We start from the raw sequence: 17047 nt of genomic DNA, 5'->3' as shown, positions 1-17047 counted from the left end.
GGCTTCATCCTGCGGTGTCATCCCGGGGCCGAGCCTAGGACGGATCGTTCTGGAACAGGACGGGGCACTGCACCCGGGCGGCAAATATGGCGAATTCGCGCAAGGAAAAGGTGTCCTCGAAGACGAGGCCATAATTGCTGTCCTTGCGCCAGCGGACCTTGCAGCGAATGTCGGGCAGGTGTTCGCAACTGATCGTCACGCGTTGATCGATGGCAAACACGGCGTCGCATTCGATCCGCGCGCCCTGCTGCGAGATGTTGAGTGTAATGGCCTCCGCGCTGCCGGTGAGCGCGCTTACCTTGAGTGGAAGCGTGATGTTGAGGCGGAGTTGTCGCTTGGGATAGTTCCAGTCTTCATGGATCAACCGCTCGACGACAATGGGCCGGTCGAATTTATAGCTGGCTTCGCACCCTTCGCCGCGGACGAGCTGCAGTTCGTAGCTTTCGCCATTCCGCAGCTCGATCGCGACGGTCTTGTCCGTCGGTAGCGGATGAAACGTGCGCACGGACACGCCGGTGGCCGAGACGTCGCGGATTACGCAGACGAACTCGCCTTGGCCGCAGACCAGCTTCGCCGCACGGATGAGCGAGGTGAAGCGCGGCGCTCCACGCTGGTCGCCAGGGGGCGCAGAATTCTCTTCGTTCATGGCGAGCCCGCTAGTATACTCCATCGCCCTGCACATTCCTCCGCAATTATTGGCGTCGCATTTTCTGCCAAGCGTATCCTGCCGAAGATTTCTTCGAGCTCGGCTAATAAGCCAATAGGTGTTAATGCCTAGAAAACCGGTTGGGACTACATGCTGGTGACAGGGGAATGCTTGGTGCACATTATATGTGCATCCGCAAACCTTCTGGAGATGCTGAAAGACTGGAATATCCAACTCCAGCATACCTCTTTCGGTCAGCAAAATGCCCGTGAGCCAAAGAATAGCGAGAATGGCCGCTCTCCGCGCCGTCGCGCTCCTGTGACTGCACGGAGGCGGCGCAGAGCGTGAGAGCGGGGTCGGTATGGCGCGAAAGCCCTATGACCCGCCCTTTTCACTTCGGCTCTCATTCGAGGAGCGCACTCGGCTAGAGGAGCAAGCCGAGGGCATGCCGCTCGGCGCATACATCCGCGAGCGACTGCTCGATGATCCGCCACGCAGGAAACGTGTGAGCCAGATTGATCGGGACGCGCTTTTGCGCGTTCTCGGCAAACTCGGACAATCGCGCCTTGCCAACAACATGAACCAGATTGCCAAACAGGCCAATCTGGGAACGCTGCCCGTCACGCCAGAAACCGAAGACGTCTTGCTCTCGGCTTCCAAAGACATCGCAGAAATCCGCAAAGCCCTCATCACGGCTCTTGGTATGGAGCCGAACCCATGATCCTCAAGGCCTCACAGCGCAGTGGCGCTGCGCAATTGGGTCGTCACCTGCTCAATGCGCAAGACAACGAGCATGTCGAAGTGCACGAAGTGCGCGGGTTCTTGGCCGAAGATGTCATGGGTGCGATGAAAGAGGCTGAGGCCTTGGCGAAGGGAACGCGCTGCAAACAGCACCTGTTCTCCGTTTCTCTTAACCCGCCCGAGAATGAGGACGTGCCTGCCGAAGTGTTTGAGGGCGCTATCGAATCCATCGAAGAGAAAGTCGGTCTAACCGATCAACCGCGCATGGTGATCTTCCACGAAAAGGAAGGTCGCCGCCATGCACATGTGGTCTGGTCGCGGATCGATGCCGAGACTATGACTGCCAAGCAACTCTCATTCTTCAAGACGAAACTGCAAGAGGTTTCGAAGCAGCTCTATCTGGAGAATGGCTGGAAGATGCCCGAAGGCTTGGCCGATAAGTCCAAGCGCGATCCGCGAAGCTTCACGCTAGATGAATGGCAGCAAGCCAAGCGCGCGGGACTGGATGCCAAAACGCTCAAGACCCAAGCGCAGGATGCTTGGGCGATCTCGGACGATGCCAAGTCATTCGTCCATGCACTCGAAGAACGCGGTCTGTATCTGGCGAAGGGCGACAGGCGCGGCCATGTGGCCGTCACCTATGAGGGTGAAGTATTCGCGTTATCCCGACTGGTCGGCACGAAAGCCAAGGACATCACCGCCAAGGTCGGCAAGCCTGACAATTTGCGCTCTGTTGCCGAGACCAAGCAGCATATCGCTCAATCCATTGCACCGCGTCTCAACAGCTTCATCAAACAAGCACAAGGCCTTGCAAATGAGGCGCTTTCGCCGTTGAAGGTTGAGCGCGAAGCGATGCGCCAAACGCATGCCCAAGAGCGCAAGACAATGGCGAAATGCCAGAAAGAGCGGTGGGCGCGCGAAACGAAAGAGCGCGCAAATCGCCTGCGCACTGGCATTCGCGGCTTGTGGGACAGGATGACAGGTGAACATGCCAAGATGGTCAAACGCAACGAATTGGAGGCTTGGCACGGCCTCAAGCGCGACCGCGAACAACGGGAGTCAATGTTGGAGGCGCAACACAAGGAGCGGCGGAAGTTGCAGGGACAATTTCGTCAAACCCGCGAGCGTCATGCAAAGCAGATTCAGGAACTGCACAAGCAGGCCGCAAACTACCGCCTGATGCGCGATGGCGAGCAGAAACCCATGCGCGAGCAGTTCTCAAGGAAAGCGCGTCAGACCAACGAGCAAGGCCAATCGCGACCTTCGCGGGGTCTCGATTTGAGTCGTTGATAAGACACTGCAATCTCGGCGTGACCTTGCCACGCTTCTCCTGATATCATCGGGCATGGACGAGATTCAGGCGATCACAGACAAATACGATCAGGAATACATCAAGACCGGCCTGACTTCGGTCGATTCCCTGAATGCCTTTGCTCACACCTTCGCTGGCGATGTCGCGGAAATCTACGATTGCCTCGCCCGAATTCGGAATCCCGAACGCAACCCTGACGGTTTCTCGATCGATGATGCACCGATCTTGGGATTGCTCGTTCGTGTCGCCAAGCTCCTGCGTGAAGTTGTCTATTACTATGGCGAGAGCAAAGCCGAACTCATCGGGATTATCGAGCGTCCGCTCATAGAGGGTGCGGTCACGGCAACCTACCTCATGTCGCAGAGTTTAGATGTTCTCGAAGACTATCGCAAATGCTCCTATAAGGATCGCCTTCGTCTGCTTCGAGAGTTGGAGAACGGTTCGCCCTTCTTCGAGACGAAGGCTGGCAAAAGGTTGCTTGCGGCAATTCGCGAGAAAATGGCGTTTGAGAAGCTGACCGCCGACGATTTCGCAGAGCAGAAGAAACATCGATGGAGGATTCAGGGAAAGTCGTTTCGCGACATCTTCGCGGAGGTCATCCATGATGACCTCTACCCCGCGACCTACGGCATGATGTCGGAATCGATACATGGATCTTGGAATGAATCGATGGATTGGGGATTGACGCGCAATGAGGACGGAACCTTCCTGCCGTTTTCGCTCTATCACCCCGCGGATGTGCGCTACATCGCGCCGACAATTCGCTTCACAATCGAGCCCTACCGGCTCTGGCTCGAACGTATCGAGGTATATGACGAGAATCTGAAAGGCACTCTCGACTGGATCGAACGCGTGAACAACGCACTCTTTGCAAAGTTCGATCATTACTATGATGGATGACCCTCAAAACATCGCCAGTTGCGCGTCAGTCGGATCGGCGATGCCGTAGACCTCTCGCGCCAACATCATGGTGCGCTTGCCTTCAAGGACAGGTCGGTCACGATAGCTGTTCGTGCCTTCCCAACCAGCCCAGATTTTTAAGCCCGAACGGCAGTATTCGACCGAGAGAATGTCGCGCCCGCCCGAACCGCCCGCTGTCCCCAACTCGTAGGCCAAAGCCTCTTCAAGCTGTTCATCGGTCAGTCCTCGCCTAGTTCGCTCCTGCCAGCGCTCCTCTGCGCCTTCATAGCTATTGGTTGCCCGCTTCAGGGCTTCAATGATGTCATCTGGTGACAGCAGTCTCTTTTCCATCTCTCAACTCCATTCCTTTTGAGGTTCATAAAATTCATGAACCTCTGCCCTTCGGCGAGAATGGGGAGGCAAGTGCAAGGAGGCTCCGAACGAGGGTCTGGCCCAAAGGGTTGGATACGTTTGGATGCCTTGCGCGCGCCAGGGGCAAGGCCCCTTAGCCATCACCCAAACAGAAACCGCACCCTGCCAAGCGGCTGAGTCGCAGCGAAAGCGCAGCCAAGCGGGCCTGTGCTTGGCCGCTGAAGCTGCCCGAAGACGCGGCAGAGTGCATCGGGGCAAAAATAAACAAGCCCGGACCCTAAAGGAGCGATAGCGGGAAAGAGCACGGTCCATCTAAGCCCCGTCAACATCTCGATCCCTGCGTTAGCGATCGTCACCCGAATGGGCCGAGACTACAGGCTCGGAGGCTGAAAGCGTTAGAGCGCGGTCGGCCAAGGCCGAAACGCCTAATTGTTCATTCTGGAAATCCGCCGAGTTTTCGCTATCAAATCGCGATGCGTTCTCTCGTACTTGCCATCGCCCTTCTCGTATTATCAACTTCTGCAACTGCGCAGGAGGCAGGAACTCTCGTCACGAAAGATGATAGGCAAGAATCCGTGCGATTTGTCATGGCGCGCGGCGCGGAGACGTCTGTCAATGGAATTGCGATAATCAGCTATGCGCAGGACGAAAACATGATGCGTGAGGCGTATCGCGCAGCTCAAGATTTGCGTGATCTCGGAATGGCCGTCACCTTTATATTGGGTCCAGACTTGAACGCCATAGAGTCCGATGCACACTATCAAATCTATGCTGACGGTGTTCCGATGTACGACGAAGGTTTCGGTCTTCAACTTGGTAGAGACAATATCGACGAAGTTCGGCCCCGCCTCGTAGCAATGAGTAGATCAGCCTACCAAGCGATGTTTGGAGCTCGCTAAACAGCGCACATCATTGATTGTGAGCAAGCGTGATTCGCAGGGCGTTCTCACGCCCTGCGTTTCGATCTCGCTATGTCGCATCTATTTCTTCGAAGTGATTTCGTTCACGAAGAGCACGCCCTGATGGCGGGTCAGCTCGACAGGAATATGGTCCAGTCGAAGAATGCCGCCTTTGCCATTCTCGCGCGGCCAAATGGCTCCGATCTCGCGGGCCGAACCGAGCTTGTCTGCTCCGTCCTCGTCTGTGCCGATGATGCGCGCAAATGATATGCGATGGGTTGGTTTGTTGGACATGGGGATTTCCTTTCTCAAGTTCTCGGCGACAGCGGGATTGCTGTGCCTTGCGACCGAGAAAGCAGGTGAATGAGTGGTGCTAAGGTCAATTCACGCAACTACGTCCGTGTTGACCGGCGGCGCGCACCTGCGAGGTTTAAGCAAGGTGGGTATGGCAATCACCCGCTGCCCGAAAACTTGTGAGTGAAAGGACATTGGTCCCACTGACCAATGCCAACCCATGATATCCTGATTCCATGCGTGTGGAGATAACCAAAGAGATCAGGAAACAACTTGAAAGCGAGGCTGAGCGCACGGGCATCGGTGCTTCGAAGCTGATGCGCGGCAGACGCAAGGATATGCCGCAAGGACTGACCAGTTCAATGATGACAGGCTGGAAGATCGGATCGATCGCGTCGGCGAAGAAAGAGCATATCGATTGGGTGCTCAAGGCATATGCCGCCTGGTCGCCTCCGGAGAAACACATGCCGCCTGAGCGCATCCAACTATCTGATGCGCAAGTCTTGCATCTGCAAGCAGAGGTCGAGCGCACAGGCCTCGGCGCAGTCGCCATCCTCAAGCACGCCCCCAAACCTCTGCCCGCTGGTCTCAATCATCAAAAAGTGCAGCGGTGGATTGCACGACGTACCACAAACGTGGTGAGATCGCACTGGGACTATGTGCTCGATTTATATGGGCAAATCAGGCCGGCAAAGGCTGCTACATGTCGGGGCAGTACGACTGGCCAGGGAAGAGAAAGCTCTTGAGAATCGAAGATAACGAAGCAATAGTCTGTGAAGATCATAGATGCGGTCGGCAGGAGAGACCGATCTTTGCGTTAAGAAGGGGGCAGCATGGTAGCGGGCGGTGATCTCGTATTAATGGCGGTCGCGCTATCGCTCATATTCTTCTTTTACTTGGGCTATCGAGCGCGTCTGGGCATCGGTTCGAACGACGATTTCTTTTTCGCGGGGAGAACGGCGTCTCCGGTCGCTTTCTTCTTCACGTGGTTTGCCTCCACAATCGCGTTCGCTTCCGCTGCACTTTACTACATGCAGGTCTCGGCACTTTGGGGCTACTGGGTTTTGGTAGGCAGCATCGGGACATACGCGTTTGGGCAATGGGCGGCTCTCAGCATTGCGCTTAAATCGAAAGTAGATTTCAACACCTTCGATACGGTGGGGGGACTGATAGAAGGACGCACCGGCTCTGCAACACTTGGAAAAGTAGTGGACTACATGAATGCGCTATCGAGCGGTTCACTGGTCTATATCGAACTCGGACTAGGAGTCGCGCTGTTCTCGTTCCTCTTCCCCGATGCACCTGTAGCGTTTGCTTTCTTCATCCTCATCGCACTGTCCTTAATTTGCTTTGCCTACATATCGCTTGGCGGGTTCAGGGCAGTCCTTGAATCCGATGTCTGGCAGGGCATTCTCATTATCATCGGACTCATTGCGTTGATGGGTGTGGCAACGTCTCTCTTGTTTGCCAATCTTGAATCAGCCCGACCCGCTCTTTCCTTAGCCCCCACGGTCGGTTCGGATGAAATAATCGCATTTCTGCTTTTTGCACTGATCGCGAACGCAACTCTCGTTACCCCACAGATAGGGATTTGGCAGCGGCTCGCATCAACAGGTAACAGCGCTTTCAAGATGAAGGTTGGCGCTTATAGTATCGCGGCATCTGCCGTGGTGTTCGCTCTCTATGTTCTGATTGCAGGTGTTTATCAGGGCGCAGGACAGCCCATATCGTCGCCTGCCGATATTTTCGCACCGGTCACAACCTTCGGTGATTTGGGTGTCTACGTTCTACAGCCGCTTATTTTTCTCGGGCTGTTCGCGGCGCTCATATCCTCGGCAGACAGCTCGGCCATCGCAGCGGCAACAGCAGTCTTCGGTCATCAATCGCAGCAGTCCACCGGAGACAAGATCAATCGCTCACGTTTCTTTCTTCTGACTCTCTTTGCTACGGTAATCGGATGCTATGCACTTGCGACGTTCGTTTTTGATGGATTCATGGCAACGTTCCTTCCGGTCATTTTCTGGCTGTTTTCGCAGCTTTCGATTGTCTTTCCGGCGGTCCTTGCGGTCCTCCTCTATCCGGAACGGATGCGCTCGCCACGATCCATGCTTATCGGGCTTGGCCTCGGGTGGCTCTCAATCACAATCGGTACGTTGACCCCTTTGTTCGGGACCGGCACGATCGGAGGCCTCTGGGGCATGGTGGTGGGGTTTGCGCTCTGCATGACCTTTACGTTCAAGCTCGGGAAAAACTAGATGCCGACGCCCGAATTTGCGAGTTGGAGCATCCTTGTCGTGCTGTTCCTTGGCGTTGTTGCCATACACCCCTGGCATCACGTCTCCGTGTTCAACGATAAGATCATTAAGATTCCCAAGGGACGCGTGAACATCGCTGTTTCAGAGATCAAGGCAGACACAAAGAACAATGCAGTTATTAAGGCTGCGTATCTCGATATCTCTTTCCTATGGCTAATTTACGGACTTACCATCATTATGGGTTTTGTGGTGGCAGGAACGCTTTTGCTGAACGCCGCTACGTTCTACCTTATCGTCCCTACGTTACTAGTCCTTGGCATGTCCGTGTATCTTAATACCGGGTTGAATAACGCCGAAAAGACACTACCCTCCAAATAAATAAAATTTTAGACAAATTGTCTATAATATTTACATAATTTATTCACTATTCCCCTGTATTATCTACAGATATAGACCAATAAGGGGATGGGATGGCACCAGCCGAACTTACACAGCGAAACGTTACAGATGCAGGGATTGCAGCACATTTGGCTGATGATCTGAACCTGCTTCCGCCTGAGATCTCAGAACTGAGCGACCAGGCCGCATTGTTCGCTGGAAACCAATATAATGCGTTCTGGTTCACAGGCCCGGCAGATGCGGATTCCTCCGCCATGAACTACGGCGAAGCCCTTGCCACCAAAGCCATCGAGAAAGTCATCGAACTGGATGAACGTCGCCGCAAGGAGGATGATCCAGCAGGCGACGCCGGGATGATTGTTGAGTTGGCGGCGAAACAGCGTGAAGAAGCTGTGCGCTATGCCAACGGCCAATTCCTTATCAACGGTATTGCCTACTCCCAGCGTGAAGTCGATCAAGCACTCGACATTGCAGAGCAAAGGATCAACGACCGCGCTGACGAAGAAGGCTGGAGCAACGAACGTCGTGCTCGTGCCTTGGAAGATGTCGAGAATGCGAGAAATGCAGAAACGCCAGAAGCTCAGGCGGCTGCGATTGACGACATGAGGCAGAATCCGGACGCATTCAATGAGTTTGAGCAAGGCCTGCAAGATGTGAGAGCTAACAATCTCCGTCACGAAGAAAGCGCTGATCTCGAAATTTCGACCACTGCAGATGGTCAGATTTTCGCAGAGCAACGTTCGGCGACAATGGACGACACAACACTGGTTGCGGAAAATGCCACGGCCCGGTCGGGACTGTCCGTAGGCGATAATCCGTTTGCTGATACGCGGTCCTCTTCAGAAGCATTCAATCCAGCGGCTCGCGGTGAAGTCGCACAAACTGAACTCGCAGCGAACGCGACTCCAAGTCCGGTTTCAGAACAAAGATTTGAGATTTAACGCAGCGAAGCGGGCTGCAAGGCAGCGAGCCGTTGAGGAAAAGCGTCTTCGTATGCCCTCAGTGCTGCATTACGAACATCGGGGCGAACTTCGGCCAGGCGAGTTTCTGACCAATGACCTTCTGCGCGAGGCGTCGCACGAGCATACACCTGCATGAAAGCTTCACTGGCTGACTCATCGTGATCCGGCGCGCGAACAAATGCGACTTCGATCCCCATATCTACGAGATCCAGAGCGGCATTGTAGGCTTCCTGCTGCAAGGCGCGATTGCCACCCCAAACGACAATTGCCAAACGCTCGTGAGAAGCATCCGCCGCGATGGTTCTGGCATCGTTCAACGTGCGATCGCTCGCCTCAACATATTGTACAGTCAGCGGTTCAGTCGAAACACTCGCGGGCGCGACATTCTGGTTTGCCGACGACAGGGCATCTTGAGCGTCTGCTGTTGCCAATGGGGTCAGGGTCATTGCGCTCGCTGCGATACCCGTAAAAACCTTGCTTGCCAGTGATGTCATTTCGGGCCGTCCTTTCGTCTCCGACGATAGGGACCGTTTTTGTCAATGCTCTCGACAAGCGAAACGCGATGAGTCGTAATTGTGTTGCAAAATCGCAGGAAATTCAGTAATATGCGCTACGCGCAGTGCAGGAATGGCCTGCCTGAATTGAAGAGAACAACCCCGCGATATTGACCGTGCCAAAAACGGTCCATTTTGTCAGAGAATGCACGGGGTTTCGGCTCTTCACCTCCATCAACCGGACAACCTGCGCGACATTAAATGGCACGTATCGGATATGCGCGGGTCTCTACCACCGACCAATCTCTCGACCTTCAGATAGACGCACTCAAACAAGCGCAGTGCGAGCGCATTTTCCGTGATGACGGAATCTCAGCTATCGCCAAGAAGCGTCCTGGCTTCGAGAAAGTGCTCGGTTCGCTCAAGTCTGGCGATACGCTCGTTCTCTGGAAAATGGATCGGGCGTTTCGCTCGCTTCGCCATGCGCTCGATGTTCTGGAGGAATTCGAGACGCGTGGAATCGATTTCCTCGTCCTGACCGAGGGGATTGATACGACCACGCCGATGGGGCGGTGCTTCTTTCAGATACGCAACGCTTTCTCCGAATTGGAGCGATCGCTGATTTCTGAGCGCACGAAGGCGGGGATGGAAGCGGCCCGCAAGCGAGGCAAAGCGATTGGCCGTCCAGCCAGTCTCACACCCGAGCAGATCTCGGACGCGAAGCGGCGCAAATCTGCGGGTGAGGAAATGGCGGTGATTGCCGCACAAAGCGGAGTGAGCGAACGAACGCTCTACCGCGCTGTGAACGGGTGTTAGAACAGTTCCAGTTGTGCCCTTTTCGCTTTGCCATCGATCCACGATCGCGATTGTGCCTCATGCGCTATCCACGCCTCGACGAAATTCAGCAGTCCACCATATTCATCGATTTCCTCCGGCGTGATCCAGTGCGAGCGATAACCGGTCTCGGTCATCGGCAGCGGTTCCCGGTCCGGTGCGATCGAGCGCACTTCGAGATGTCCCATCGTCTTGCCGTCGCCGATTGAGAAATATTCCGGCGACCAACCGATTTCGATGGTGATGCCGTCCCAGGTGATTTCCTCTCGGATATAGTCGTCTTTCATTTTGAGCCTCCTTCGCGCTCCTGTTGGTGAACAGGGCGAAAGAAGGCCGGTTGGGACCGAGTGATATGTCACGTGCCAAGGGCGCGGCAACGGGCAACACGGTTCGCCTTTGGGTGAAGTGGTGCGGGCAGGCCGTTGACTGTCACGACCAAGCGGTCAGTATCGTCCCTCATTCACTACAGGTCTGCGCAGCGAAGCGAGACTCTGAAAAGCGAACGCTTCCGAGTTCATCGATCCGGCAGCTCATCTCTAACTGGTCTTTGCTCTGCCTCTGCCCTACTGGCGGCGGCGCTTGTCGATGGGTTCAAGTCGGTGTCCCGATCTCAATACCTCGACCATCAAATCATGCCTTAAAGGCAGATTGCTCCACTGGCGTTGCGCTTCATCCGAATGACGGCGGCATGGGGCATCGGAGCTGTTCCTCTCACCAACAAACGCACCCGCCAATGCGGGGCAAAGGGAGGAGAAAGCCATGAACGAGATATTCAACACCGCATCGCTGGCAAAGCTATCACGCCAAGAGCTGCTTGCGCTGCTCGCTGACCTGCAATGTCAGGTTGCAAATGCTTGCGACGAGACTAGTCGCGCTGAAATTCAGGCCAAACTTGACTCAATAAGGATTGCGCTCTCGTTGTAATTGGCAAGTAATCTCAAGCCGCCAATTCACTGATCATAGGCCGTCAAGATCGTTTCACTGAAGCGAAAATTTTCCCCTCTTGATACATAGATTGTGGCGCCGGTGTTGCCAGTAGCCAGCTCACGAAAATCGCCGCCCTCGCTGACAATAATTGTGGTTAAAGTATTTCCCGATCCTTCATCGACAGAGGTCCCTATCATTGCGATCCGATACGGTACGGGGCCGATTGCGGAGTTTCTCAATATAGTTTCAAGAGGGCCGCAGTTCCCACCGATCCGGTTGCACGTGATTGTTGCCTCAGTGGAATCAAATGATGGCACCGCAACGGTAGGAGGCTGGTCTCTTCTATAGTCACTAACCAATATCGAATGACCTGATGTGGGCACGCAAAAGTCACGCGAAATACCATCGAGCGGGGCATCTCCGAGCGCAATGAACCAAGCACGCCCGTCATAGGACGCGAATATTCTTGTATGTTGAAAGACTCTGTCGCCTTCGTGGCTCAATCGCAATGTATTAGCAGACGCAACCTCTAGCCAGTTTTCTTGTTCCAACGCGCGTTCAAAATCTGGAGTATCGTAGCATCGGCCTACGGTCGACAGATCGGTTGACTCTTGCGCAATGGCAGCTCCGGCACAGCCAACCGCTGAGAGCACCATCAAAGTCACCATGCGGAAAAGAGCTAAAAGCGTGACGAATACCCGTAACATCAGTCCGCATTAAGTCAGAAAAATCATATCTCAAAACGGAATATCATCATCCCATTCGCTTGGATCGCTACGCTGAGGAAATGGGATGATGGTCGCTTCGGTCTCGCGTTGTTCGGCAGTCGGCACGTTGTTCCGTAGAGCATAGGTGCGAGGCGGCGGCTCCTTGGGAGTGGTCACATGGTCAGGGTTCTTCCAACCCACACGCTCCATGCCCTGAAAGAATCCCATATAGAGCAAATCGCGATCGGGGATCATCAGGCGGTCTTCCAGTTCCTCGATCCATGCCCAATCCTCAGCGGGCATCTCGATCTCGACAGCAACGCGACCCGTAGACCGTCCCCTCCGCCGAATAATCCTGATGCTGCGCCATTTGCCTTGCGGGTCATGTTTCATAGCAGTTTCTCCTAGTTTCCGTGAGGCGCTGTAAGTGGATTTCTGGCGACTTCGCCGTGGGCGAATGAGGGCTGAAGCGAGCGTATGATCCCTTGTATATAGCGCCCATGCACATATATCGCATCCGATCATCTAAGATACTGACATACAGGTCTTTATTTGAACTTCTAATTTCATTGTTTGTTAGAAAAACATGTGTTATTATCTAACAATAAGGAGGGCGAAAAAATGTCTGCTGTGGCTGACAAGATCATGAAGCGCGTGCGCGGCAAAGGCCGTGGATGGGCCTTCACGCCTAAGGATTTTATCGACTTCGGAACACGGGGTTCGGTGGATATGGCTTTGTCGCGTCTGGCAAAGGCAGGCAAAATCCGACGTGTCGGACGCGGGGTCTATGACTTTCCCAAGCTTCACGACAAACTAGGCGCACTCAGTCCCAATGCGGACAGTCTGGTTCGTGCCGTTGCGCGCAAAAGGGGTGACAAGATCGGTCCGGCAGGTGCCGCCGCCGTCAACCGTCTGGGGCTTTCCACTCAGGTTCCGGCAAAATCTAGCTATTCTACAGACGGGCCCTCTCGAACCAAGAATGTAGGGGGACGCACTTTGGCACTCAAACGTGCGCGCGCGCCGCTGCTCGACAAGGCGTCTGACCGCGCAAACACTGTTTTGCAGGCCATCGCCCATTTCGGAAGGAATGATATGGATGCGGACACCATTCGTCAGTTTGCTGATCGTCTAAGCGATGATGATATGAAAGTCCTCATCAAGGCTCGCCCGCAGATGACAGGCTGGATGGGCGATGTTGTTCTCAAGATCGACGAGGCCCGCCTTGGATGATTTCGCCCGCATGTCAGTCGATGATCGTCGCGCCTTCATAGAAGAAGCGGCAAGTCGGCGCGATCTCACGCCGACCATCATCGAAAAGGACTTCTGGGTCTGCTGGACACTCCGGCGCTTGATGAACTGCGCAGAATTGTCAGGTCACCTGATGTTCAAGGGCGGAACATCCCTGTCCAAAGCATACGACATCATTCACCGCTTCTCAGAAGATATCGACCTCGTCATATCCAAGACGGCTCCGATGATTTGCGACGAACCCTCACCGATGGAAGAGGGAATATCCTCGAGTCAGATCAAGAAGAGAACCAGGCGCGTGAAAAAGGCAGCGCAGGCATTCGTCGCGGACGCGATCACCCCTGCGCTAGCGCGTGAAATTGAAACGGCGCTTGGCACAAGCGACGGTTGGGAGATCATACCAGACCCGGACGACAGGGACGAACAGACGCTCCTGTTCAATTATCCAAAGACATCTGGCTATGGTCTCAACTACGGGAACGACTACGGTGGACGTGGCGATACGGATTACATCAAGCCACGCATAAAGCTGGAGTTCGGCGCGCGCGGGGATACCGAACCCTCAGAACTGAAGGCAATTACACCCTATCTCGCCGAAGAGTTTCCCGATGATCTGCCAGAGGCGAGTACCGATATACCTACTCTGGCTGCTGCGCGTACGTTCTGGGAAAAGGCGACGATCCTTCATGCGCTTCACCACAACGGGAAGTTGCGCGACGGGATGTCGCGACACTATTACGACACATTGATGCTTGCTCAGAGCGGGATTGCCAAAGATGCTTTCGGACAGCCAGAACTCTTGGCTCGCGTGGTTCACAATAAGAGCCTGATGTTTGCCGATCCCTCTGCGTCATACGAAACAGCCGAAATTGGCTCGCTTCGACTAATACCATCTGACGAAATCGTTGAGGGCTTGAGGCGCGACTACGCGGACATGGAAGTCATGTTCATGTCTCCGCCGCCATCATTCGATGATCTGCTGGCAGGCATCGCGGAACTTGAGGAGCAACTCAACCGCGCAGACAATGCGGAATGAACGAAGTAATCGAATCCGTCAGCAATCGTGAATGGGCCTACGCCTTCTGGCTCTGCGTCATTGTCATCGCGGTCATCTTCTACAAGCCTGTGCGAGGTTCGCTCAAAAACCTGGCCGGGACCTTTTTCCAGCCTGTTATCATCGCCCCTCTGCTGCTTGCGGGCATTTACGCAGCGGGAGAAATCTATCTGTTAGACAGCATCGGTTGGTGGTCGCTTGCCCATCTCAAATCGACGATCCTCTGGCTTGTCACATTCGCTTTTGTGGCGATGTTCGAGATGGACTCGATCAGGAAGCGCAAGATCGGCATGGACAAGGTCGCTCGCGACATCTTCGCAATCACCTCGATCTTTCTTTTTATCACCGAACTTCACAGTTTTTCGCTGATCGTCGAATTGATCGCCCTCCCGGTTGTCACTTTTTTCGCGCTCATGGGGGAAGTTGCCAAGCGCAAGCCAGAACATGCGCCAGTGGTAAAGTTCTGCGGCTGTATAATGGCCGTGATCGGCCTCGGATATCTTGGCTTCAGCGTTGTCGAGACGATCGACAAATGGACCGAAACAGCGACTTGGGAGACTGCGCTTGATTTCCTGCTGCCTATCCTGCTGTCGGTTGGCTTCTTACCCTTTCTCTATGCGTGGCGACTTTACGTCATTTATTCTGACGCCTTTGCCACGATGGGCGTGGCGGGCATCGATAAGAAACTTGTACCCTATGCTCGCTGGCTCGCGATAACGCGCATTCGCGGGGACGTTGAGACATTGGAACGATGGCGAAAGGCAATTATGGTTTCTCGCCCAAAGACGAAGTCGGAACTCAAGCATTCGCTCACTGCCCTTTTCGCCCTGAAAGAGCGAGAAGACTCACCACCTGCAGTACCTGCCTCGCAAGGCTGGTCGCCCTATATCGCCATGAAGTTCATGAGCGATCTCGGATACGACACCGGCCACTACCACAACAGTTTCGATGATGAATGGCACGCGTCAAGCCCGATGCGAGAATTCGGCGGTGACCCAATCTGGAAGAATAACATCGCCTATTATGCGGAAGGTAACGAACACGCCACCACTACGATCAAACTCAAGCTGAACATCAACGATCCCGATAGCCCTGATGAAGCGGAGCAAATGTTCATCATTGCGTGCATGCATCTGCTTGAACAGGCGGTAAGCCTCGATGCAGTGGAACGTGTCAAGATGAACATAGTGGCGCTTGGTCCATTCGCAGCAGATATCCCCTTTGGCTCGGTGACCATGACGAGGGATGATTTCATCGGAGGGATCGAAGGCGGCTATTCGCGAACATTCTGCATATCTCGCGGGAGTCCAGATGGGGCGGCGTAAGCCCCTCTGGTCGTCTCCATGCGCGAAAGCGTGGCGGCATCCAAACGGCGGACGGTTGGTCGAGGGTGTCCAGAGGGGCGGCGACTGCGCCCATTGGCCTTGGGGGCGCTTGGGGGAGCACGGAGGCTCTCCTGGCTGGCGATGCAACGGCCACACGTTGCCTCCGGTGCCTGACTGGCCTTGATGCTCAGTTCACGATCCGAATACGCCTCGTATTCCTCGTGAAAGAGCGACATGGGTTATGGAAGGCACCGGACAGCCGGAGGGGATGCAACGGGGAACGCGCAGCGGGTTCCCCTTGCCAAGATAGGCGTTTGGCGAAAGCGGCCTTCAGGCCGGTTTTGTAATACAAACGCACATCTTGCGGTCAGTACTAACGTCAACAATAGTGCAAAAGCTGCCTTGGATGGCTCATCCGCCAGCCACATCTCTACTCAACGAAACGTGCCGTATCAGATTTACTCAATCACGTACCGCTGAAACTCGTTGTCTCTCTCCATCAAATACCACCTGCCCGAGAACGCTCTTTCCCCCAATTCACGTCCTCTCTGCTGCCAATGCTGCGCGTGAAAGGAGGGCATTATGGCTCAACCCGCAAAACTTCCGACAAGCGTTCGCGGACTTCTCGCGATGAATATGGTGCTCCATGCGATCTCAGGTGTGTTCGCCGGAGTATGGATTTCCGAACTGGTCGCGCCTTCAGGACAAATGGATGCTGGTGCGTGGATCAAGACGATCCTTTCGATGATCGCGATTGCCGCAGGCCTGACCTACGGCTCCTATATCGCGCTGCGACACATCCCTACCCTGCCACCATCCAAGCGGGGCCCTGCAACGGCAATCTTCGTTGCCGCCTATCTTGCGCTCGCGTGCATACTTGCCGTTGCAGCCGCCTCCACCCTAGCTGCACCATCGGGCGAGCGCGCCCATATGGAAGCCTCACTCGATGCCATGAAGGAAGCGACCGAGGAGCGCCGTCGCGCCGCCGCTTCGATCAACAATCGACTGGCGGCTCTCAGCGAATGCAGCGCAACAGCCAACCGCATGAGTTCGCAGGAAGCCGCAACGGGCGCATTCAGCCGCGAAGGTGGCGATGTCGGGCGTGTGGCAACCACGCTCGCCAATATCGGCGACGCTTGCGAGAATGCGCGACAGGCCATCTTTGGCTCTCGCGCCCGTCTCTCCCGCCTGTTCGCGCGCATGGACAGCCTTCTGCTTGATACGCGCCGTATCATCGACAGCGACATGGAGCGCCATGCGAAGCTCGTTGAAGTTCGCAAACAGGGCGATGAATTTGCCCGCCTCGCACGTTCGGCCAATGACGCGCTCCAGGTCGAGGCCATGCAATCGGTCGCCGATGCCATGCGCCGCGACTGGTACGCCGCTGGTTTGCCAGCAAGCGGAGCAGCGGCCATCGTCAACAATTTCGAGGGAATGGCGGAAACGCTGACCGAGGGACTGGACGATATCGCAGCCTTGAAAGAAGCCGAGCTGCCGACTGTCACCGCCCCTTCGAACGTGGCGTATCTCGGCCTCTATCCGCAAGCGACGATGGGCGCGATCGCCATTGGCATCTTCATCGAGCTAATCCCGCTCGGTGGGATCCTGCTCGGCCTGATGATTATGGCGCCAAGGGTAGGAAGGCAACGTATCGGTTGATTGTCGCTATTGCATCGAA

The 17047-nt window shown here is 55.1% G+C and carries 21 protein-coding genes; 14 read left to right on the top strand and 7 right to left on the bottom strand.

Features of this window, described 5'->3' with window-relative positions:
• Positions 1-34 precede the first annotated feature (34 nt).
• On the bottom strand, positions 35-646 hold the full coding sequence (locus MUY37_RS01030) for a PilZ domain-containing protein (protein WP_499193628.1): 612 nt from the start codon (positions 644-646) through the stop codon (positions 35-37).
• 361 nt (positions 647-1007) lie between these two features.
• On the opposite strand from MUY37_RS01030, the gene MUY37_RS01025 reads away from it, so the two are divergent.
• From MUY37_RS01025 to MUY37_RS01015, 3 genes are read left to right on the top strand one after another with little or no spacing between them, the layout of a single operon-like run.
• Positions 1008-1367, top strand: coding sequence for a plasmid mobilization protein (locus tag MUY37_RS01025; RefSeq protein WP_499193627.1), 360 nt, complete (start codon positions 1008-1010; stop codon positions 1365-1367).
• Positions 1364-2677 (top strand): relaxase/mobilization nuclease domain-containing protein, encoded by a 1314-nt coding sequence (locus MUY37_RS01020; protein WP_499193626.1) that lies wholly within the window; start codon positions 1364-1366, stop codon positions 2675-2677. The genes MUY37_RS01025 and MUY37_RS01020 overlap by 4 nt, the downstream gene beginning before the upstream one ends.
• Positions 2678-2732: 55 nt before the next feature.
• A complete protein-coding gene (locus MUY37_RS01015; RefSeq protein WP_499193625.1) occupies positions 2733-3599 on the top strand; it encodes a DUF5677 domain-containing protein in 867 nt (288 codons plus the stop codon).
• Positions 3600-3602: 3 nt separating this feature from the next.
• Here MUY37_RS01015 and MUY37_RS01010 read toward each other — a convergent pair whose 3' ends face one another.
• Entirely contained in the window at positions 3603-3950 is a 348-nt protein-coding gene (locus tag MUY37_RS01010; RefSeq protein WP_499193624.1) for a hypothetical protein, read from the bottom strand.
• A 494-nt stretch (positions 3951-4444) separates the two neighbouring features.
• Here MUY37_RS01010 and MUY37_RS01005 point away from each other — a divergent pair, with 494 nt between their 5' ends.
• A complete protein-coding gene (locus MUY37_RS01005) occupies positions 4445-4870 on the top strand; it encodes a hypothetical protein (protein ID WP_499193623.1) in 426 nt (141 codons plus the stop codon).
• Between the two features lie 81 nt (positions 4871-4951).
• Here the strand turns inward: MUY37_RS01005 and MUY37_RS01000 are convergent, their stop codons facing one another.
• Positions 4952-5164 carry a hypothetical protein gene (locus tag MUY37_RS01000; protein ID WP_499193622.1) on the bottom strand — a complete coding sequence of 71 codons (213 nt, stop codon included), beginning with the start codon at positions 5162-5164 and terminating at the stop codon, positions 4952-4954.
• Positions 5165-5400: 236 nt separating this feature from the next.
• Between MUY37_RS01000 and MUY37_RS00995 the strand changes: the two genes are divergently transcribed.
• The 4 genes from MUY37_RS00995 (at position 5401) to MUY37_RS00980 (ending at position 8759) form a co-directional block, all read left to right on the top strand.
• Positions 5401-5910, top strand: coding sequence for a hypothetical protein (locus MUY37_RS00995; protein ID WP_499193621.1), 510 nt, complete (start codon positions 5401-5403; stop codon positions 5908-5910).
• 87 nt (positions 5911-5997) lie between these two features.
• Positions 5998-7419 carry an SLC5/6 family protein gene (locus MUY37_RS00990; RefSeq protein WP_499193620.1) on the top strand — a complete coding sequence of 474 codons (1422 nt, stop codon included), beginning with the start codon at positions 5998-6000 and terminating at the stop codon, positions 7417-7419.
• Positions 7420-7797: a hypothetical protein gene (locus MUY37_RS00985; RefSeq protein WP_499193619.1), complete on the top strand. Its 378-nt coding sequence runs from the start codon at positions 7420-7422 to the stop codon at positions 7795-7797.
• 92 nt (positions 7798-7889) lie between these two features.
• Positions 7890-8759, top strand: a complete 870-nt coding sequence (locus MUY37_RS00980) for a hypothetical protein (protein ID WP_499193618.1) — start codon at positions 7890-7892, stop codon at positions 8757-8759.
• On the opposite strand, the gene MUY37_RS00975 is transcribed toward MUY37_RS00980, so the two are convergent.
• A complete protein-coding gene (locus tag MUY37_RS00975) occupies positions 8756-9274 on the bottom strand; it encodes a hypothetical protein (RefSeq protein WP_499193617.1) in 519 nt (172 codons plus the stop codon). The genes MUY37_RS00980 and MUY37_RS00975 overlap by 4 nt on opposite strands.
• A 261-nt stretch (positions 9275-9535) precedes the next feature.
• Between MUY37_RS00975 and MUY37_RS00970 the strand changes: the two genes are divergently transcribed.
• Complete coding sequence (locus MUY37_RS00970) at positions 9536-10090, top strand: recombinase family protein (RefSeq protein ID WP_499193616.1); 555 nt, start codon at positions 9536-9538, stop codon at positions 10088-10090.
• Here the strand turns inward: MUY37_RS00970 and MUY37_RS00965 are convergent.
• A complete protein-coding gene (locus MUY37_RS00965; RefSeq protein ID WP_499193615.1) occupies positions 10087-10395 on the bottom strand; it encodes a hypothetical protein in 309 nt (102 codons plus the stop codon). The two genes, MUY37_RS00970 and MUY37_RS00965, sit on opposite strands and share 4 nt — an antisense overlap.
• Positions 10396-10867: 472 nt before the next feature.
• Between MUY37_RS00965 and MUY37_RS00960 the strand changes: the two genes are divergently transcribed.
• Positions 10868-11032: a hypothetical protein gene (locus tag MUY37_RS00960; protein WP_499193614.1), complete on the top strand. Its 165-nt coding sequence runs from the start codon at positions 10868-10870 to the stop codon at positions 11030-11032.
• 26 nt (positions 11033-11058) lie between these two features.
• Here MUY37_RS00960 and MUY37_RS00955 read toward each other — a convergent pair whose 3' ends face one another.
• Together MUY37_RS00955 and MUY37_RS00950 are read right to left on the bottom strand one after the other, a co-directional pair.
• Positions 11059-11742 carry a hypothetical protein gene (locus tag MUY37_RS00955; RefSeq protein WP_499193613.1) on the bottom strand — a complete coding sequence of 228 codons (684 nt, stop codon included), beginning with the start codon at positions 11740-11742 and terminating at the stop codon, positions 11059-11061.
• Positions 11743-11772: 30 nt separating this feature from the next.
• On the bottom strand, positions 11773-12135 hold the full coding sequence (locus MUY37_RS00950) for a hypothetical protein (RefSeq protein ID WP_499193612.1): 363 nt from the start codon (positions 12133-12135) through the stop codon (positions 11773-11775).
• A 228-nt stretch (positions 12136-12363) separates the two neighbouring features.
• Between MUY37_RS00950 and MUY37_RS00945 the strand changes: the two genes are divergently transcribed.
• The 4 genes from MUY37_RS00945 to MUY37_RS00930 all read left to right on the top strand — a co-directional run bounded on the left by MUY37_RS00945 (position 12364) and on the right by MUY37_RS00930 (position 17028).
• Positions 12364-12972, top strand: coding sequence for a DUF6088 family protein (locus MUY37_RS00945; protein ID WP_499193611.1), 609 nt, complete (start codon positions 12364-12366; stop codon positions 12970-12972).
• Positions 12965-14026 (top strand): nucleotidyl transferase AbiEii/AbiGii toxin family protein, encoded by a 1062-nt coding sequence (locus MUY37_RS00940; protein ID WP_499193610.1) that lies wholly within the window; start codon positions 12965-12967, stop codon positions 14024-14026. The genes MUY37_RS00945 and MUY37_RS00940 overlap by 8 nt, the downstream gene beginning before the upstream one ends.
• The gene (locus MUY37_RS00935; protein WP_499193609.1) at positions 14023-15369 is read left to right on the top strand and encodes a hypothetical protein; all 1347 of its coding nucleotides are present in this window, start codon (positions 14023-14025) and stop codon (positions 15367-15369) included. The genes MUY37_RS00940 and MUY37_RS00935 overlap by 4 nt, the downstream gene beginning before the upstream one ends.
• Before the next feature lie 582 nt (positions 15370-15951).
• Positions 15952-17028 (top strand): hypothetical protein, encoded by a 1077-nt coding sequence (locus MUY37_RS00930; RefSeq protein ID WP_499193608.1) that lies wholly within the window; start codon positions 15952-15954, stop codon positions 17026-17028.
• Positions 17029-17047 lie beyond the last annotated feature (19 nt).

It is taken from the genome of Qipengyuania sp. ABI-127-1 (assembly GCA_022953095.1).
GTDB lineage: Bacteria > Pseudomonadota > Alphaproteobacteria > Sphingomonadales > Sphingomonadaceae > Qipengyuania.
Note: the sequence above shows the minus strand (reverse complement) of the source record. Positions and strands in the feature narration are given on the sequence as shown.

What these genes read in the sequence shown, in the direction of transcription:
- MUY37_RS00935 (WP_499193609.1), top strand. Translation starts at nt 14,023, where the DNA reads ATGAACGAAGTAATCGAATCCGTCAGCAATCGTGAATGGGCCTACGCC.
- MUY37_RS00970 (WP_499193616.1), top strand. Translation starts at nt 9,536, where the DNA reads ATGGCACGTATCGGATATGCGCGGGTCTCTACCACCGACCAATCTCTC.
- MUY37_RS00995 (WP_499193621.1), top strand. Translation starts at nt 5,401, where the DNA reads ATGCGTGTGGAGATAACCAAAGAGATCAGGAAACAACTTGAAAGCGAG.
- MUY37_RS01000 (WP_499193622.1), bottom strand. Translation starts at nt 5,164, where the DNA reads ATGTCCAACAAACCAACCCATCGCATATCATTTGCGCGCATCATCGGC.
- MUY37_RS01030 (WP_499193628.1), bottom strand. Translation starts at nt 646, where the DNA reads ATGAACGAAGAGAATTCTGCGCCCCCTGGCGACCAGCGTGGAGCGCCG.
- MUY37_RS00960 (WP_499193614.1), top strand. Translation starts at nt 10,868, where the DNA reads ATGAACGAGATATTCAACACCGCATCGCTGGCAAAGCTATCACGCCAA.
- MUY37_RS01025 (WP_499193627.1), top strand. Translation starts at nt 1,008, where the DNA reads ATGGCGCGAAAGCCCTATGACCCGCCCTTTTCACTTCGGCTCTCATTC.
- MUY37_RS01015 (WP_499193625.1), top strand. Translation starts at nt 2,733, where the DNA reads ATGGACGAGATTCAGGCGATCACAGACAAATACGATCAGGAATACATC.
- MUY37_RS00930 (WP_499193608.1), top strand. Translation starts at nt 15,952, where the DNA reads ATGGCTCAACCCGCAAAACTTCCGACAAGCGTTCGCGGACTTCTCGCG.
- MUY37_RS00955 (WP_499193613.1), bottom strand. Translation starts at nt 11,742, where the DNA reads ATGTTACGGGTATTCGTCACGCTTTTAGCTCTTTTCCGCATGGTGACT.
- MUY37_RS00975 (WP_499193617.1), bottom strand. Translation starts at nt 9,274, where the DNA reads ATGACATCACTGGCAAGCAAGGTTTTTACGGGTATCGCAGCGAGCGCA.
- MUY37_RS01010 (WP_499193624.1), bottom strand. Translation starts at nt 3,950, where the DNA reads ATGGAAAAGAGACTGCTGTCACCAGATGACATCATTGAAGCCCTGAAG.
- MUY37_RS00945 (WP_499193611.1), top strand. Translation starts at nt 12,364, where the DNA reads ATGTCTGCTGTGGCTGACAAGATCATGAAGCGCGTGCGCGGCAAAGGC.
- MUY37_RS00990 (WP_499193620.1), top strand. Translation starts at nt 5,998, where the DNA reads ATGGTAGCGGGCGGTGATCTCGTATTAATGGCGGTCGCGCTATCGCTC.
- MUY37_RS00980 (WP_499193618.1), top strand. Translation starts at nt 7,890, where the DNA reads ATGGCACCAGCCGAACTTACACAGCGAAACGTTACAGATGCAGGGATT.
- MUY37_RS00985 (WP_499193619.1), top strand. Translation starts at nt 7,420, where the DNA reads ATGCCGACGCCCGAATTTGCGAGTTGGAGCATCCTTGTCGTGCTGTTC.
- MUY37_RS00950 (WP_499193612.1), bottom strand. Translation starts at nt 12,135, where the DNA reads ATGAAACATGACCCGCAAGGCAAATGGCGCAGCATCAGGATTATTCGG.
- MUY37_RS01005 (WP_499193623.1), top strand. Translation starts at nt 4,445, where the DNA reads ATGCGTTCTCTCGTACTTGCCATCGCCCTTCTCGTATTATCAACTTCT.
- MUY37_RS00965 (WP_499193615.1), bottom strand. Translation starts at nt 10,395, where the DNA reads ATGAAAGACGACTATATCCGAGAGGAAATCACCTGGGACGGCATCACC.
- MUY37_RS01020 (WP_499193626.1), top strand. Translation starts at nt 1,364, where the DNA reads ATGATCCTCAAGGCCTCACAGCGCAGTGGCGCTGCGCAATTGGGTCGT.